This window comes from Aeromonas sp. A04 (assembly GCF_047780465.1).
In the GTDB taxonomy this organism is placed as follows: Bacteria; Pseudomonadota; Gammaproteobacteria; order Enterobacterales; family Aeromonadaceae; genus Aeromonas; species Aeromonas bestiarum.
The window spans coordinates 405807-422896 of sequence record NZ_JBLNHP010000002.1 but is presented as its reverse complement, the minus strand read 5'-3'; the positions used below and the strand labels follow the sequence as shown (position 1 = coordinate 422896).

17 protein-coding genes are annotated in these 17090 nt (G+C 60.4%); 10 read left to right on the top strand and 7 right to left on the bottom strand.

Annotated features, from left to right (window positions below):
* Nucleotides 1-312 precede the first annotated feature (312 nt).
* Nucleotides 313-723: an H-NS family nucleoid-associated regulatory protein gene (locus ACM3N8_RS09695; protein ID WP_043134332.1), complete on the bottom strand. Its 411-nt coding sequence runs from the start codon at nucleotides 721-723 to the stop codon at nucleotides 313-315.
* A gap of 403 nt (nucleotides 724-1126) precedes the next feature.
* Nucleotides 1127-1549: a GNAT family N-acetyltransferase gene (locus ACM3N8_RS09690; protein ID WP_043556796.1), complete on the bottom strand. Its 423-nt coding sequence runs from the start codon at nucleotides 1547-1549 to the stop codon at nucleotides 1127-1129.
* 186 nt (nucleotides 1550-1735) lie between these two features.
* Between ACM3N8_RS09690 and ACM3N8_RS09685 the strand changes: the two genes are divergently transcribed.
* Nucleotides 1736-2236 carry an SRPBCC family protein gene (locus ACM3N8_RS09685; protein WP_011706794.1) on the top strand — a complete coding sequence of 167 codons (501 nt, stop codon included), beginning with the start codon at nucleotides 1736-1738 and terminating at the stop codon, nucleotides 2234-2236.
* Nucleotides 2237-2281: 45 nt separating this feature from the next.
* Here ACM3N8_RS09685 and ACM3N8_RS09680 read toward each other — a convergent pair whose 3' ends face one another.
* Complete coding sequence (locus tag ACM3N8_RS09680; RefSeq protein WP_416016030.1) at nucleotides 2282-2764, bottom strand: hypothetical protein; 483 nt, start codon at nucleotides 2762-2764, stop codon at nucleotides 2282-2284.
* Nucleotides 2761-3102, bottom strand: a complete 342-nt coding sequence (locus ACM3N8_RS09675) for a DUF805 domain-containing protein (protein WP_416016029.1) — start codon at nucleotides 3100-3102, stop codon at nucleotides 2761-2763. The genes ACM3N8_RS09680 and ACM3N8_RS09675 overlap by 4 nt, the downstream gene beginning before the upstream one ends.
* A 187-nt stretch (nucleotides 3103-3289) precedes the next feature.
* Here ACM3N8_RS09675 and ACM3N8_RS09670 point away from each other — a divergent pair, with 187 nt between their 5' ends.
* Together ACM3N8_RS09670 and ACM3N8_RS09665 are read left to right on the top strand one after the other, a co-directional pair.
* Complete coding sequence (locus ACM3N8_RS09670) at nucleotides 3290-4333, top strand: helix-turn-helix domain-containing protein (protein WP_416016028.1); 1044 nt, start codon at nucleotides 3290-3292, stop codon at nucleotides 4331-4333.
* A 220-nt stretch (nucleotides 4334-4553) separates the two neighbouring features.
* Nucleotides 4554-4802, top strand: coding sequence for a DUF3297 family protein (locus tag ACM3N8_RS09665; protein WP_042034019.1), 249 nt, complete (start codon nucleotides 4554-4556; stop codon nucleotides 4800-4802).
* Between the two features lie 110 nt (nucleotides 4803-4912).
* Here ACM3N8_RS09665 and ACM3N8_RS09660 read toward each other — a convergent pair whose 3' ends face one another.
* On the bottom strand, nucleotides 4913-6190 hold the full coding sequence (locus ACM3N8_RS09660) for an NAD(P)/FAD-dependent oxidoreductase (RefSeq protein WP_043556801.1): 1278 nt from the start codon (nucleotides 6188-6190) through the stop codon (nucleotides 4913-4915).
* A 50-nt stretch (nucleotides 6191-6240) separates the two neighbouring features.
* Nucleotides 6241-6840 (bottom strand): HTH-type transcriptional regulator PuuR, encoded by a 600-nt coding sequence (gene puuR, locus ACM3N8_RS09655; protein ID WP_043134343.1) that lies wholly within the window; start codon nucleotides 6838-6840, stop codon nucleotides 6241-6243.
* 322 nt (nucleotides 6841-7162) lie between these two features.
* On the opposite strand from puuR, the gene ACM3N8_RS09650 reads away from it, so the two are divergent.
* The 4 genes from ACM3N8_RS09650 (at nucleotide 7163) to ACM3N8_RS09635 (ending at nucleotide 13435) form a co-directional block, all read left to right on the top strand.
* Complete coding sequence (locus tag ACM3N8_RS09650) at nucleotides 7163-8626, top strand: NAD-dependent succinate-semialdehyde dehydrogenase (RefSeq protein ID WP_241278398.1); 1464 nt, start codon at nucleotides 7163-7165, stop codon at nucleotides 8624-8626.
* A gap of 179 nt (nucleotides 8627-8805) precedes the next feature.
* Entirely contained in the window at nucleotides 8806-10098 is a 1293-nt protein-coding gene (gene gabT / locus ACM3N8_RS09645; protein WP_416016027.1) for a 4-aminobutyrate--2-oxoglutarate transaminase, read from the top strand.
* Nucleotides 10099-10308: 210 nt separating this feature from the next.
* A complete protein-coding gene (locus tag ACM3N8_RS09640) occupies nucleotides 10309-11634 on the top strand; it encodes an APC family permease (protein ID WP_043134347.1) in 1326 nt (441 codons plus the stop codon).
* Nucleotides 11635-12082: 448 nt separating this feature from the next.
* Entirely contained in the window at nucleotides 12083-13435 is a 1353-nt protein-coding gene (locus ACM3N8_RS09635; protein ID WP_043134350.1) for an APC family permease, read from the top strand.
* Between the two features lie 103 nt (nucleotides 13436-13538).
* On the opposite strand, the gene ACM3N8_RS09630 is transcribed toward ACM3N8_RS09635, so the two are convergent.
* On the bottom strand, nucleotides 13539-13919 hold the full coding sequence (locus ACM3N8_RS09630) for a hypothetical protein (protein WP_043134353.1): 381 nt from the start codon (nucleotides 13917-13919) through the stop codon (nucleotides 13539-13541).
* A gap of 284 nt (nucleotides 13920-14203) precedes the next feature.
* Here ACM3N8_RS09630 and ACM3N8_RS09625 point away from each other — a divergent pair, with 284 nt between their 5' ends.
* The 3 genes from ACM3N8_RS09625 (at nucleotide 14204) to ACM3N8_RS09615 (ending at nucleotide 17050) form a co-directional block, all read left to right on the top strand.
* A complete protein-coding gene (locus ACM3N8_RS09625) occupies nucleotides 14204-15358 on the top strand; it encodes a Na/Pi cotransporter family protein (protein WP_416016026.1) in 1155 nt (384 codons plus the stop codon).
* A gap of 139 nt (nucleotides 15359-15497) precedes the next feature.
* Entirely contained in the window at nucleotides 15498-15968 is a 471-nt protein-coding gene (locus ACM3N8_RS09620) for an FKBP-type peptidyl-prolyl cis-trans isomerase (RefSeq protein ID WP_043134355.1), read from the top strand.
* A 314-nt stretch (nucleotides 15969-16282) separates the two neighbouring features.
* A complete protein-coding gene (locus tag ACM3N8_RS09615) occupies nucleotides 16283-17050 on the top strand; it encodes a DODA-type extradiol aromatic ring-opening family dioxygenase (RefSeq protein ID WP_416016025.1) in 768 nt (255 codons plus the stop codon).
* Nucleotides 17051-17090 lie beyond the last annotated feature (40 nt).

Below are 17090 nucleotides of genomic sequence, written 5' to 3'. Positions count from 1 at the left end.
TAATGCCCCCTAATTTTCTGGGGAATGACAGAGAAGAATATGCACCGGGCTATATGAGTCCAACAGATTGTCTCTCACGAGTGGTCGACAAGCGCGCTGCAATAAAATAGAGCGCAACATCACCACTCAGATGCAGACGGATCACAATTAATCGGCCAATAAAGGAGGCAAACACATGGACTGAACCGATGCGTCATACGACGACAAACGGGGTGGTACAAAATGAGTGGGGAATTGACAGGAGAGAGTTTCGGTGAGCACAAATAATAATGCCGCCTCGCGGGCGGCATCATTCATGACAGATCCAATGGATCAGATCAGGAAATCATTCAGATCCTTGCCCAGCGCAACTTGCTCGGCAATGGCTTTCGGCATACGGCCCTGACCGGTCCAGGTCTTCTCCTGGCCGTCTTCCTGGTACTTGTACTTGGCAGGACGCGGAGCACGCTTGCTCTTGGTCGCGCCAGCAGCGGCGGCCGGAGCAGCGGCGCTGTTGATCAGCTCGCGCGGGTCGATACCGGCTTGCTGCAGCATTTCAGTGAACTCGCTCAGCTTGCGCTGACGCTCTTCCTGTTCGGCACGCTCTTGTTCAACGGACTCGGCACGCTCGTTATATACCAGCTCAAACTTTTCTTTTGCTTCTTGCAGCTGTTCAAACGGCAATTCACGGATGGCAGCGCGCAGGCTGCGAATGTTCAGCAGAACTTTCAGAAACTCGTTCATTACTTCCTCACAGAATTATTTTTGTTTGTCACAGGGATAACACAGCTTGAGAATAGCATGCCTGTCTGATAACAACATAATGATTTTATAGCTGCTGTCACTTTCTTAACAAAAAACTATTGGCTGAATATGTCAGCAACTTTATTCACCCATTGGTCATTGCGCAAGGCCAGCTGATCACGCTCGGCACAATTCCCCCATACCGGCCTGGCAAATAGGCATGGACCGCCAAGCTATATTTCTCATCACACTTGCGTCAGCTATTTTTACAATTGGCCACGGCTGTTAAAACCCATGCCACCCACACGAGACTCAAGGTAGACGATTGGCGCTATATATTGTCGTCAGGGGCCCATGGCCCCTGACATTCGTCATCCTCATTTTTACCTGCCGCTGACGAGCACTATTCGAGGCTGAGTCGACGCCAGGGGCCGGTGATCTCGCAGTGACCCGTCTCCTCCGTGTTCTGCCAGCCTAGGCGATGATAGAAGGCCAGGGCAGCCGTGTTATGGGTCGCCACCTTGAGCGAGGCCGGTTTCTGGAACGCCGCCAATCCCTGGGCAAGCAGGGCTCGCCCCAGCCCCTGACCATGCCAGTCGGCCGACACATAGAGATGATGCACGAAGCTCTCATCCCCCCAGATGGAGACAAACCCGCAGGGGGCACCGCCCTGTTCGGCCACCCAGATCTGCTCACCCCGGGTCTGTTCGTCGAAATCCTCCAGCCGAAAGTGGGAAGGATCGACCCAGTGAAAGGTCTGACGCCGCCCTTTCAGAAACAACTGCGCCAAGTAGGGAGTGTCTGTCTCTCGCATGACTCTGATCATCAAGCCTTCCTCGTCACTATGATCACCTGGCACCACTGTCGATGGATCGCCACATCATGTCAAATTGCCAGGCCAGTATGACTGGCCGATGGATGGCACGGATGTGACACACCTCTGTCCATTTTATCGCCCGTGGGGCTATACTGCCTGAGTCCCATGTATGGATGGTTTGAGGCTCGCTGATTTATGGATAACAAGCAGATAGAAGGTAACATCTTTGTTCCGGCCCATATCGACGATGTCTGGCGCGCCTGGACAACCGAGAGCGGCCTGCGCAGCTTCCTGGCGCCGGAATGTCTGATGGTGCCCGAACCGAATGGTCCGTTCGAAATCTATTTCAGACCCGATGCCCCACTGGGTGAACGTGGCAGCGAAGGCTGCCGGGTGATGGCCGTCATGCCCCACGACCTGCTCAGCTTCAGCTGGAATTTTCCGCCCTCCCTGCCCCATATTCGCCTGCAAAAGACCCAGGTCAGCCTGCGATTCGTGCCGGAAGGTCAGGGCACCCGGCTCTACTTCCTGCAAACCGGCTGGGCGAACGATCCTGACTGGGATCAGGGCTATGCCTATTTTCGGGAAGAGTGGCTGGAGACCAGCCTGCCGCGCCTGCAGTACCGCTTCACCCACGGTCCCATCGACTGGAATAACCCGCCGGACAAGCAGCAACTGAAATCCCTGGCCCAATAAGGCCCATAGTAAAACACCGCCCACAGGCGGTGTTTTACTATGGGGTTACTGGCAATGCTGCATGGGCGCCTCATCCAATAGCCAGGAAATCCAGCGCCGTTTTGAATTGAGCACGAATCCTTCATCTGCCGCTATGCCTTTTACTATGTAACCATCTGCGGCGCGACGTTCCGCCAGCGCAACAAACTGCCATTCGTTGCTATTAATGCGCTCCCCCTTGATTAAGGCTTCGCTTAACCGTTTATTCATCACAATGATTGACAGTCCCTCCACAGCGTCTATCCCCAACCCGGTATTCGCAACACGACCCACTGCAACCGGCACCCTGATGGTACAGTGACGCCCTTCGCCATCAACACGGGTATAGCTTCCCTCACCAACCCGGCCCTGCAGCCACAACAGTTTCCCCTGGGTCAGACGCTCTACCGACAATATACCCTGCGCCCCCGTGGGGAATGGGTGAATATTGACGGCGTCAGCGAGTGCGACCGGACTTATCAGCATGAGCAACAAGAGGCAATGTTTCATGATGCCTCCCTCACGGATAGATGGCCTGAACAAGCTTGCCGAGCAAGCAAATAGATCAACGCAAAGGGACCCACGCCAGGGACAAAAAAGATCCATCCCCACCATCCCGAGCGATCAATATCGTGCAGCCGGCGGACCATGACAGCGACCATGGGGATAGTGCTCACCACGCTATAACCAACCTCCAAGCCGCTCATACCATTGATGCCCACATCCAATGCGATGCACATCAGGGTAACCAGCACATGAACCAGCATGAACATCCAGAACTCCTTTCTGGAGGAGCGACCGGAAAAATCAGCATAGCGGCGCCACGCGAGTAAATAAAAAGAGCACATTCAGGCTATCTCCAGCGTTATTTGGTCACCCATCCTGGGGGCTAACGCAGCGGTAGACGTCCTGAAACCGGTTTTAGGACGTGCTAAAACCCGTCTTGGTCCGCGACATTCTTCTTTACCTGGATGCAAATCGTTATGCTGGCATGACGTTATCTTTTCACCACCATGACTGGGATCCGGATCGGTTATGCTCGCAATTCCCGTACCCTTTGTTGTCTCTTTGCTGCTGGTCTTGCTGGCGGTGATCCTGTATGTGCGATTGGCCGACCAAGCAAAAGCGGCGTGCCTGTTTTTGGCGCTCTGTGCGGCTACCACCGGGCTGGTTGGGCTGCGCTGGACATTCGATATTGCGCTCTTCAGCATAGCCCAGCCACTACTTGCCTCACTGATCCCTGTGGCCGCCTGGCTCATTTTTACCCATGCAGCCACCGACACCCACAGGGTCGCTTATCACCATGTTGCGGGACCGATATTGGTTGCCGTCAGTCTCTGCACTCACCCCTTTCTCGCCTTGCCACTGGATGAGATCATTACTGCCATTTATCTGTTTTATGGCATCGCGCTGATACGCTACTCAGCCAAAGAGCCGCTGCTTATCCAGGTCTCGTTCAGCCATTGGGAAGCCGTGAAAAGGGCGGAGCAGGTGGCGGGCTGGATGCTGTTGTTCTCTGCCATGATAGATGCGGCTATCTCACTCGACTTTGCGGTTAATCAGGGCGGATATTCCCTTTATATTTTGACGCTCGCTCACCTGGTGCTGCTGCCCGTGCTGGCAATTGCCGTCATCATGGTGAGCATCAATACCCCCGCGGTCGAAGATATTGCCCAGCCGCAAATACCGGAGATTCCCAGGACACCAAGTTCGGAGTCATTATTGACACAAGAGCGGGCCGACGAAATCGTGGCAAGAGTGGATAGATTGATGCGAGAAAAAGCCAGCTATCTTGACCCGGATCTGACCCTGGCAGTGCTGTCACGCAAGCTGGGTATTCCCGCCAAGCAAATCTCGATGGCGGTCAACCAGGTACACCAGAAGAGCATCTCCAGAGTGGTCAATGAATATCGTATCGAGCATGCAAAACAGGCGTTGCTCACCACGGATGAGACCATTACCCACATATTGATGAATGCAGGCTTTCAGACCAAATCCAACTTTAATCGCGAGTTTTCCCGCATCGCCGGCCTGACCCCCAGCGCCTTCAGAAAACAGAGCGAAGCACGGCTCAGGTGATTCGCAGTTGAGCATGATCGCAGGCATGAAACAGCCGCCTAAAGCTGGCCTGCCTGCGACTTGGCGGTAACAGAAGAGGGAGGCCTCATCGTCCATTAATATATGGGATCAGCTTCATCCAGCATGGAAGAGGGGATAGTTGCACACGTTTTGGCCACCTTGAATGCCATGGCGGCATTCTCTACAATGACGCACTTTTTATCCATTTCAGGTCATATTGATGAGCGATACCAACACCAAGCCGGCCCTGCCGGATCGCCTTGCAGGCAACCCGCGCAGCCCGCACCATGTCGCCGCCTGTTTCGAACACCAGATTGGTATTCGACTCAATGGCAAAGAGCGCACCAACGTCGAAGAGTATTGCATCAGCGAAGGCTGGGTAAAAATCCCCTCCCCCAAGGCGCTGGATCGTCGCGGTCAGCCCATTCTGATCACCCTGAAAGGCACCGTTGAGGCCTTTTATCTCTAAGTGAGTCAGGCGCCTGTCGCCAACAGGGTAAAAAACAAGGCCACCGTTCGGTGGCCTTGTCGTTTCTGGCTTCTGCCCACACCAATAAGTTGCGGCAGAATCGGCGGCGCTTACACCCCCAAGCGGTCGCGCAGGGTATACCAAGCGGCGCCGGCGGCGGTGAAGGGGATGCGGAAGAGGCGGCCGCCGGGGAAGGGGTAGTGCGGCAGCTTGGCGAAGGCATCGAAGCGCTCCGCCTGACCGCTCAATACCTCGGAGAGCAGCTTGCCCGCCAGATGGGTACAGGTGACGCCGTGACCGCTGTAACCCTGCATGTAATAGATGTTGGGGCCGATGCGGCCAAACTGCGGCAGGCGCGACAAGGTAAGCAGGAAGTTGCCGGTCCAGGTGTACTCCACCTTGACGTCCGCCAGCTGCGGGAAGGTTTTCAGCATCTTGGGGATGATCAGCCGCTCGATATCCGCCGGATCCCGCGCGCCATAGACAACGCCGCCGCCGTAGATCAGCCGGTGATCGCCCGAGGTGCGGTAGTAGTCGAGCAGGTAGTTGCAATCTTCCAGGCAGTAGTTTTGCGGCAGGAGGGAACGGGCCCGCTCCTCACCCAGCACCTCGGTGGCGACCACCTGAGTGCCACAGGGCATGCTCTTGCCGGCGAGCTCGGGCACCAGGTTGCCGAGATAGGCGTTGCCGGCCACCACCACGAAGCGCGCCTTCACCGCCCCCTTGGCGGTCTTGACCAGGGCGGGCTGGCCCGGGGTGATGCTGGTGACGGCGGATTGCTCGAAGATCCTGCCGCCCTGCATGCGGATGGCTTCCGCCTCCCCCAGCGCCAGATTGAGGGGGTGGATATGACCACCGCTCTTGTCGAGCAGGCCGCCGACGTAGCGATCACTCGCTACCACCTCGCGGATCCCGTCCCCGTCCAGCAGCTCCAGCTTGTCGTTGCCCCACTTCTGCCAACGGGCCTGCTGGGCCTTGAGCTCATGCAGCTGGCGATCCGTCTCGGCGGCAAAGACCCCGCCCTCCTGCAGGTCGCACTGGATGTTGTAGCGCTGGATGCGATCGCGGATGATCTGGCCCCCCTCAAACAACATGGAGCCGAGCAGCCTGGCCTGATCCGGCGGGCAGTTCGCTTCTATGGTGTCGATGTCGCGGCTGTAGGAGTTGACTATCTGGCCGCCGTTGCGACCGCTGGCGCCAAAGCCCACCCGGGCCGCCTCCAGCACCACCACCGAATAGCCCTTTTCCACCAGATGCAGCGCGCTGGAGAGGCCGGTGTAACCCGCGCCTATGACGCAGACATCGCACTCAAGCTGCTCGGTCAGGGTCGGATAGGGTGCGTGTTTGTTGGCACTGGCTGCGTAGTAACTGTTTACATGCTCGGTCATGATCCTGTTTCCTTACCGGTTCTTTTCCCAAACGAGACATAGTCTCAACACTAGAAGTTGGCCGGGGTATGGGCGCTGACGATGCGACAGACCTGCCCCGACGGATTGCTGAAGCTGTGGGGCTCGCCCGTGTCGATCACGTAGCTGTCCCCGGCACTGAGTTGATAGGCCTGGCCGGCTACCGTCAGGGTCACGGCCCCTTCCAGCACGGTTCCGACCTCCTCCCCCAGATGCTTGACCTGACCGCCGGTGTCGGTGCCGGGGGCATAGGTCTCCAGCATGAAGCCGAGCTGACGACGGTTGTTGCCGTTGTGCACCAGCTTCATGGAGACCCCCTGACTGCCCAGCTCGATCAGCTGATCGGCCTTGATCACCACGCTCGGCGTGCGTCCCTCCTCCTCGGCGAAGAAGCGCGACAACGGCAGCTCATAGACGTTGAGCAATTTTTGCAGGGAGGCCACCGACGGGCTCACCTTGTCCTGCTCTATCATGCAGATGGCGCCATGGGTCAACCCGCTCAGCTCGGCGACTCGCCGTTGAGAGAGCCCGAGACGACGGCGGGTGGCGGCGAGGCGCTCCCCCATGCTCTTGCCCATCAACGGGTTATCCGTCATGGTCTGCCACCTTGCCTCTCCTTGTGGTTGCTGCATCGCCCACCTCCTTGTGTGCCTGCGAACATGTGTGGCGGCCGATCTGTTCGATGGCATCCGGTTAAAATAACGGGTCAATCTGTCGGGTGTGTTCGTTATCCTGCACGGTGAATGCCGTTCATTATTTTGCACACCCAACACCGCAAAAACCGGTAAAATCGCCCTGACAGCTCCATTTCTAGCATGCACAGCCCAGTTTACTCAAATATATTTAACACTTGAAAAACATTTCAGCTCAATTTATGGTCTTCCTGTGCTTATTATTCTATACGGTGGCAGCACGGGATGACGTGACCACCCTGACCCACAATCGAGGCTTCTCATGTCAGCATCACAACCTGCTCTCTCCTTGATCAAATCCCTTGCCTATATAGGTGGCCGCTGGTGCGAGGCCCATGGCGGGCACCGCTTCGAGGTGCACAACCCGGCCACCGGTCAGGTCATCACCCAGGTGCCCGACATGGACGAGGCAGACACCCGCCGCGCCATCGAGGCAGCCCACGCGGCCCAACCGGCCTGGGCGGCGCTCACCGCCAAGGAGCGCAGCAACAAACTCTACGCCTGGTTCGAGCTCATCCTGGCCAACCAGGATGAGCTGGCCCGCATCATGACCTGCGAGCAGGGCAAGCCGCTGGCCGAAGCCAAGGGGGAAGTGGCCTATGGCGCCAGCTTCATCCAGTGGTTCGCGGAAGAGGGCAAGCGCGCCTATGGCCGCACCATTCCGGGTTTCTCCAGCGACCGGCGTCTGGCCACCATCAAGCAGCCGGTGGGCGTGGTCGCCGCCATCACCCCCTGGAACTTCCCCATCGCCATGATCACCCGCAAGGCGGGCCCGGCGCTGGCCGCCGGTTGCACCATAGTCATCAAGCCTGCCGCCGAGACACCGCTCTGTGCGCTGGCGCTGGCGGCACTGGCGGAGCAGGCGGGCATTCCTGCCGGGGTCATCAACATAGTGACCAGCCATCAGGCGGCCGCGGTGGGCAACGAGCTGTGCAACAACAAGACAGTGCGCAAGCTCTCCTTCACCGGCTCCACCCGCATCGGCAAGCTGTTGATGCGCCAGTGCGCCGACACCATGAAGAAGTTGTCGCTGGAGCTGGGTGGCAACGCCCCCTTCATAGTGTTTGACGACGCCGATCTCGATGCCGCCATCGCCGGGGCGCTCGCCTCCAAATACCGCAACGCCGGCCAGACCTGCGTCTGCGCCAACCGCATCCTGGTGCAGGCCGGTGTCTACGACGCCTTCGCCGAGAAGCTCACCGCCGCGGTCAAGGCTTTCAAGGTGGGGGACGGCATGAGCGAGGGCACCCAGATTGGCCCGCTGATCAACCCGGCCGCCGCCAGCAAGGTGGCCGAGCTGGTCAGGCAGGCGACCGCCGCCGGGGCCGAGCTGCTGCTGGGGGGCGAAGCCCATCCCGCCGGCCCGCTCTTCTACCAGCCCACCATTTTGGGCAAGGTCGACAAGCGCAACCCCATTTTGCAGGAGGAGATCTTCGGCCCGGTCGCCCCGCTGGTGCGTTTCGAGACCGAAGCCGAGGCCATCGCCATTGCCAACGACACCCCCTATGGTCTCGCCGCCTACTTCTATGGCCGCGACATAGCCAGGGTATGGCGGGTGGCCGAGCAGCTGGAATACGGCATGGTGGGCATCAACGAGGGGATCATCTCCACCGAACTGGCCCCCTTTGGCGGCATCAAGGAGTCGGGTCTCGGTCGTGAAGGCGCGGCCGAGGGGCTGGAGGAGTACCTCGAAACCAAATACCTCTGCTTTGGCGGCATTCGCTAGGGGCGGTTTTATACCGGCCCTCCCGGTCTCCCCGAGGGGGAGAGCAAACCGGGCCCGCCCTGCAGGGCGGGATAGTGCCAGCGCAGACAGACAGCAAGACAAGGACGAAGTGAGTGCTCCCCGCCGGGGAGGCTCGCCATCATTGAGACAGGGGCCCCTGGCCCCTCATGGAGGAAAACATGAGTCATGCAAACAACAACCAGGCCTGGCAAGCCCGCCGTGAAGCCGCCGTGGTCAACGGCGTCGGCACCCTGCTGCCGGTGTTTATCGAGCGGGCGAAGAACGCCGAGCTGTGGGATGTGGAGGGCAACCGCTACATCGACTTTGCCTCCGGCATCGCCGTGCTCAACACAGGCCACAACCACCCGAAAGTGGTGGCGGCGGTGCGTGAACAGCTCGAAAAGTTCAGCCACACCTGCTTCCAGGTCACCCCCTACCCCGGCTATATCGAGCTTGCCGAGAAGCTCAACGCCCTGGTGCCAGGATCCACCCCCAAGCGCACCCTGTTTCTCTCCACCGGCGCCGAGGCGGTGGAAAACGCCATCAAGATAGCCCGCGCCCACACGGGTCGCAGCGGCACCATCGCCTTCAAGGGGGGCTTTCACGGCCGCACCATGATGGGCATGGCGCTGACCGGCAAGGTAGTGCCCTACAAGACCGGCTTCGGCCCCTTCCCGGGGGAGGTCTATCACCTGCCCTTCCCGAGCGACTACCTGGGGGTGAGCGAGGCCGACGCCCTGGCGGCGCTGGATCTCTGCTTCAGCTCGGACATAGAGCCGGCCCGGGTCGCGGCCATCATTCTCGAACCCGTGCAGGGTGAGGGTGGCTTCTATGCCGCCTCCCCAAGCTTCATGCAAAGCCTGCGCAAGCTGTGCGATCAGCACGGCATAGTGCTCATCTGCGACGAGATCCAGAGCGGTTTCTGTCGTACTGGCAAGACCTTTGCCACCGAGTACAGCGGCATAGAGCCGGACATAATGACGCTCGCCAAGAGCCTGGCCGGCGGCTTCCCGCTGTCGGCAGTGGTGGGCAAGGCGGCCATCATGAACGCCGCCAAGCCGGGCGGTCTGGGGGGCACCTATGCGGGCTCGCCCATCGCCTGCGCCGCCGCCCTGGCGGTGCTGGAGGTGATCGAGGAGGAGCGGCTCAACCAGCAAGCCCTGACCCAAGGTGAGCAGATCAAGGCCCGCCTGCACCAGCTGGCGGAACGCTTCGACTGCATCGGCGACATCCGAGGCCCCGGCGCCATGGTGGCCATGGAGCTGGTCAAGGGTCGTGATGCCGGCCAACCCGATCCGGATCTCACCAAACGGCTGGTGGCCGAGGCGGGCAAGCGCGGGCTGGTGCTGCTCTCCTGCGGCGTGCGGGCCAATGTCATCCGCTTCCTGGCGCCCCTCACCGCCTCCCCGGCCTTGATCGAGGAAGGGCTGGGTCTGCTGGAACAGGCACTCACGGCCGCCCGTCAAGGCTAGATCCGCGCCGTGTTGCCAGTCGGTGCGAAAAATACCGTCAGATAACCGCAGGCCGCCCATCGCGGACGGCCTGCTCATACGGTATCATCGCCGCCCCAAAAAATGATGACAGGAGCGCTTGGCTCCCTCCGAGGCCGAGGCCCCCCTGTCACGGATCCTGCGCCTGCCCGCTGCGCGGGAAACCTGCACCGAATTCAAGGAGATAGGCCAATGGCTCCACGCCCGGCTCGATTGAAGCAAACCCTCACCCTGTGGCAAGTGGTGGTGATGGGATTGGCCTACATGACCCCCATGGTGGTGTTCGATACCTTCGGCATCGTCACCGACATCACCCACGGTCATGTCACCACCGCCTACCTGCTGGCCCTGGTCGGCGTGCTCTTTACCGCCACCAGCTACAGCCAGATGGTGCGTCACTATCCCTCGGCGGGCTCGGCCTACACCTATGCCCAGAAAGAGTTCTCCCCCGTGGTGGGCTTCATGGTGGGCTGGTCGTCCCTGCTGGACTATGTCTTCCTGCCGATGATCAACATGCTGCTGGCCAAGATCTATCTAAGCGCCCTCTTCCCCGGCGTCGAGCCCTGGATCTTCATCTGCGCCATGACGGCCCTGATGACCCTCATCAACCTGCGCGGCATCGATCTGGTGGCCAACCTCAACGGCATCATAATCCTGATCCAGATCGCCATCATAGTGGTGTTCCTGGCTCTGATTGGCTATGGCATAGCCCAGGGTGAAGGGGTCGGTGCCGTCAGCCTGCAACCCGTCTACAGCGCCAACGCCGAGGTGCTGCCGCTGCTGACCGGCGCCACCATCCTCTGTTTCTCCTTCCTGGGTTTTGACAGTCTGAGCGCCCTGTGCGAAGAGACGCCGGAGGCGGGCAAGGTGATCCCCAAGGCCATCTTTCTGACCGCGCTGCTGGGGGGCCTCATCTTCGTGGTGGTGGCCTATGCCCTGCAGCTCTACTTCCCGGATGCCTCCCGCTTCAAGGAGCCGGATGCCGTGCTGCCCGAGATAGCCCTCTACGTGGGCGGCAAGCTGTTCCAGAGCGTGGTGCTGGTGTGCGCCTGCGTGGCCGTGCTGGCCTCCGGGCTCTCCTCCCACGCCGGGGTATCCCGCATCCTCTACGTGATGGGGCGGGACAAGGTGCTGCCCCAGCGCACCTTCGGCTACATACACCCCAAGTGGCAGACCCCGGTGTTCAACATATTGCTGGTGGGCCTGCTGGCGCTGTCGGCCATCAGCTTCGATCTGGAAATCGCCCTGGCCCTGATCAACTTCGGCGCCCTGGTGGCCTTTACCGTGGTCAATCTGTCGGTGATCGCCTGCTATTACGTGCGTCAGGGGCGCAACAAGACCCTCAGGGATCACCTGCAATATCTGGTGCTGCCCCTGTGCGGGGCAGGGACTGTGGCGGTTCTCTGGTTCAATCTGGAACAAACCTCCCTTATCCTCGGCCTTATCTGGGCTGCCATAGGGGGAATTTATCTGTTTTTGCGCACCACCTTCTGGCGTGTATCCTTGCCGACCTATTGAGCCGCAACCCCTGCCACATCTGGGCTGGCGTCCATCTCCCACACCCGGGAGCGGACGCCATTTATTGATATAAACCAGGTCATTGATAATTCTCTTGCCTGGAATGGCCTTAGTGGCTTGTCTTCCCCCCCCATCTGGGGCAAAATCCCGCCGCTTTCATAACCGATGTGATCCCACATCGGTTATTTTCATTTTGAAAAAAAATCAATACCACTCGAGGCCGGAACCATTCCGGAAATGATATCAAGGTTCAGATGAACCTAATGCCGCAATGAGGAAAAACATGGGGCTCTTGTTTGCTTTGTCTCCGGTCGCCACCGGAACCTGCTTTGGTCGCCGCGCGACCAACGTCTGTGGTTTGCATACCGATGTTGTGAGTACGCGAGAACCCGGTCCCATGGCCTCAAGCCATTCCACTTCCTGCCGTCCGTGCAAGGAGGAAGCCTGAATGAGCCAACAGCAACCCGTTCGTCTGAAGAAAACCCTCAGCATGTGGCAGGTGGTGGTGATGGGCCTCGCCTATCTGACCCCCATGGCCGTGTTCGATACCTTCGCCATCGTCGGTGACATCACCGAGGGCCGGGTCGCCACCGCCTATCTGCTGGCGCTGGGCGGCATACTGCTGACCGCGTTCAGCTACGGCCATCTGGTGCGCAAGTTCCCCTCTGCGGGCTCTGCCTATACCTATGCCCAGAAGGTGTTCAACCCCTACGTCGGTTTCATGGTGGGCTGGTCTTCCCTGCTCGACTACATGTTCATGCCGATGATCAACATTCTCTTGGCCAAGATCTACCTCACCGCCATGTTCCCGGGTGTCGATCCCTGGATCTTCATCTTCGGTCTGGTGACGGTAATGACCTTCCTCAACCTGCGCGGCATCAACCTGGTGGCCAACTTCAATGGCCTGATAGTAGTGATCCAGCTGGCCATCATCACCCTCTTCATCGGTCTGATGGGCTGGGGCATCTATCACGGCGAAGGCGCGGCAACCCTGATGAGCAGCCGGCCGTTCCACTTCGAATCCGCCAGCGTGGTGCCGCTGTTTACCGGTGCCACCATCCTCTGCTTCTCCTTCCTCGGCTTCGACGGCCTGAGTTCGCTCAGTGAAGAGACCCCGAACGCAGGCAAGGTGATACCGCGCGCCATCGTGCTGACAGCCCTCATCGGCGGCGTCATCTTCGTGGTGGTCTCCTACTGCCTGCAGCTCTACTTCCCGGATCTGGCCCGTTTCAAGGAGCCTGATGCCGTGCTGCCCGAGATCGCCCTCTACGTCGGCGGCGCCTTCTTCCAGAGCGTGGTGCTGGTGTGCACCACGGTCGCCGTGCTGGCCTCCGGCATGGCGGCGCACGCAGGCGTGTCCCGCATCCTCTACGTCATGGGGCGCGATCGCATGATCCCGGAGCGGGTGTTTGGTTATATCCACCCGAAATACCGGACTCCGGCCATCAACGTGCTGATGGTGGGCGGTCTGGCCCTCTCCGCCGTGTCGTTCGATCTGGATACCGCGCTGGCGCTGGTGAACTTCGGTGCCCTGGTGGCCTTCACCTTCGTCAACCTGTCGGTCATAGGCCAGTTCTGGGTACGCGAGAAGCGCAACAAGAGCATCAAGGATCACCTGCTCTACCTGCTGCTGCCGCTGCTCGGCGCCGCCACTATCGGTGCGCTCTGGATCAACCTGGAGCAGAGCTCACTGGAGCTGGGCCTGATCTGGGCGGGTCTCGGGGTCACCTACCTGTTCCTGCGCCTCGCCGTGTTCCGCATTCCCTTCCGTCAGTACGAAGAGACTGCCGACTCCCAATAAGGGACCGAGCCACACAGCAAGAAAGCAGAAGGGGAGCCATGGCTCCCCTTCTTGTTTTCACCCAGCCAGCGCCGGCCTGCCATGCCCGCAGCTGGCCGGCTGATCAGCCCTGGTTGATCACGGCGGTGGCGGCCGCCTTGAGCGGATCCTTGGCTACCGCCTTCACATCCTGCTGGGTCTGCTTGAGCTGCTGCCCGGCCTGGTTGACCTTGTGCTGGGTCGCCTTCACATCGCTCTTGCCCTCTTTGAGGCCGGCGGTCTTCTTGTCCAGCACGTCAGTGGTGTTCTTCTTCACTTCCGCCTTGGCTTTCTCTTTCTGCTGGCGCACCAGCTTGTCGGTGTCACAGTTGCCCTTGACCCCCAGGGTCGCATTGAGCGCCTCGTTCTTGACGGCCTTGTCGAGGTTGCACTCGGACTTGAACACGCTGGCCTGCGCACCGGCAGACAGCAGACCCAGGGAAAGACACAGTACCCATGCTCGCATAACAACATCACTCTCGTTGAGGGAAGGAAAGGAGGCCAGCATATAACCCTGACTCCCGGGTGCAAGCACCTGGGCCCGCACGCCGCCAAACGGGCCAAAATCGGCTCCGGCTCCGACACCGGTTGTCCGCCATGGGCGGCGATACGCCCCTCGTTACCCCGCGAACGGCACCCTGCCGCCATGTCATCAAACCATCATAAAAGTGTCACTTTGTCATATTTCTGTCATGGAGCCTTGGTCTAATGCGCCCGTCCATTTTCACGCAGACTGTCCCAAGAGGCTTCATGCACAGCACCCCATCTTTCGCACAACAGCAGACCCGTCGTCCCGGCCCACTGTTCAACTGGCTCGCTGTCATCACCCTGATCTACCTGATCCTGGTGGCCGTCGGCGCCGTCTCCCACGGCTTCAAGGGCTTCTCCGGCGGCGCCGAGGGCGCGGCCCAGATCTTCGCCTTCGCGAGCAACCCCTTCGTCGCCCTGCTGCTCGGCATACTGGCCACGGCGCTGGTGCAATCGTCCAGCACTGTCACCTCGGTGATCGTCGGTCTGGTGGCCGGCGGCCTGCCCATCGACATGGCCATCCCCATGGTGATGGGGGCGAACCTCGGCACCACCATCACCAACACCATAGTCTCCATGGGCCATATCCGGGACAGGGCCGAGTTTCGCCGCGCCTTCGCCGCCGCCACAGTCCACGACTTCTTCAACCTGCTGGCGGTGTTCATCTTCCTGCCGCTGGAGCTGATGTTCGGCCTGCTGCAAAAGAGCGCCGAGGCGCTGGCCAACCTGCTGGTGGGCTCCGCCGACATCTCGATGCAGGGGATGGATTTCATGAAGCCCCTCATCTCCCCCGCCCTCACCTTCATCGACGGCCTGGTCGCCTTCCTGCCGGGCAAGGGCGGCGCCATCGCCACCATCCTCATCGGCATACTGCTGATCCTCGGTTGCGTCACCTGGCTCGGCAAAGTGCTGCAACGGGTGCTGGTGGGGCGTGCCCGGGATCTGCTGCACAAGGCGCTGGGCCGTGGTCCGCTGACCGGCATCGCCTCCGGCACCCTGGTCACCGTCATGGTGCAATCCTCCTCCACCACCACCAGCCTGATGATACCGCTGGCGGGGAGCGGCCTGTTCAGCACCCGTCAGCTCTACCCCTTCACCCTGGGCGCCAATATAGGCACCACCATCACGGCCCTGCTGGCGGCCACCGCCATCAGCGGCGCCGGGGCCAAGCTGGCGCTGACCATAGCCCTGGTGCACGTGCTGTTCAACCTGTTCGCCGTGGCGCTCATCTATGGCGTGCCCTTCCTGCGCGAGTTGCCGGTGCGGGCCGCCGAGGGGCTGGCCCGGGTGGGCAGCGAGAACAAGCTGCTGGCGCTGGGTTACGTGGCGGGCCTCTTCTTCGCCCTGCCCGCCCTGATGATGGTGGCGGCGAAGTAATCCGCCCTCATGAGGCGAGGGGGCCGGTTCCTGGCCCCCTCGTCGTCTGTCTGCTGCGTCACATCCTCCCGCGTCCCGACTCGCCCTCCCTCCCCGACTGGGATAAGATGCCGCCTTCATTGCATTTAAGGAAAAACTGATGAAATTCATTCTGATCGCGCTGCTGGTTGCCGGTGTCGCCTACTACTTCTACTCGAGCAGCAACAACAAAAAGCTGGCACAAGACAATGTGCGCAAGGGCGCCGAGTTCCTCGCCGGCAACAAGGACAAACCCCTGGTGACCACCACGGCCTCCGGCCTGCAGTACGAGGTGCTGACCCCGGGCAGCGGCACGGTTCACCCCACCGCCACCAGCAAGGTGAAAGTGCACTACGAGGGCAAGCTGCTGGACGGCACAGTGTTCGACAGCTCGGTCGCCCGTGGCGAGCCCATCGAGTTTGGCCTCAATCAGGTGATTGCTGGCTGGACCGAAGGGGTGCAGCTGATGGTGGAAGGGGAGAAGACCCGCTTCTACATCCCCGCCAACCTGGCCTATGGCGACCGTGCCGCCGGCAAGATACCACCGGGATCCGTGCTGATCTTCGACGTGGAATTGCTGGGCATTCAATAAACCGACTGTGCCATCGGCAAGATCCCGCTGAACGCCCGCGCTCCTCTTCGATGTGGAACTGCCGGGCATTCAATAAGCCTGATGCCGTGATAATCAGACAAGGCCAGCGCCATGCGCCGGCCTTGTCGTTTATGGGATCAATCCCCCGGTTTTCGCCACAACTATCAACCCACAGTGAACAGTGCTTATACATGACACTGGATTGTTAACCGCCAATCCTGGGCAGATAATGAGCTCATCGTCAGTGGCAACACGCCCTGACCCGGGTTTCTGGTACGCCGCGCGTACCGACACAGCTTATATGGAGTCTTGTCATGTCTATCGCCCCTGTATGGTTCATCTCTCACGGTGCCCCGGATCTGGTTCTGCGCGACCAGCCGGCGACCCACTTCCTCAAGACCCTGCGCCTTGGGGATATCAAGGGGCTGGTGGTGATCTCGGCCCACTGGTTCAGCCGCACCGAGCTGCAGATCAACGTCGAGCCCAATCCGGCGCTCATGTATGACTTCTACGGTTTTCCGGAGCCGCTCTACCATATTCGCTGGCCGGCAACGAGTCCGCTGTGGTTGCAAGAGGCGGTGGGCGATCAGCTGATGCTGGCGGGCTTGCCGGCTACACAGGTGCGCCGCGAGCTGGATCACGGCGTCTGGTCGCCGCTCTCCCTGATGGATCCGGCAAGCGAGATCCCCCTGGTGCAGATCTCCATCCCGGCCAGTTTCAGCCCGGCCCAGCTCTGGCAACTGGGGGAAGCGCTGCAAAGCCTGCGCGAACAGGGGATAGGCATACTGGCCTCCGGCGCCATTACCCACAACCTGCGGGCCCTCGGGCCGGACAACTCACCGGTGCCGGGCTGGGCCAGCGATTTTGTGAACTGGCTGGAGCAGACCATGAGCGAGGGTGACAGGCCCGCGCTGGAAGAGTACAGAACGCGCGCCCCGGGAGCTGTGGAAGCACACCCCCATGACGATCACCTGCGCCCGCTGTTTGTGGCCCTGGGGGCCGCCGGCCAGGACAAGCCCCACAAGCTGCACGACAGCTGGGATGGCGGCAGCCTCTATATGGGCTCTTACCGTTTCGGCTGACGCCGTGCAAATCAAGTCGATATGGCGGGCCTGTCCCGCC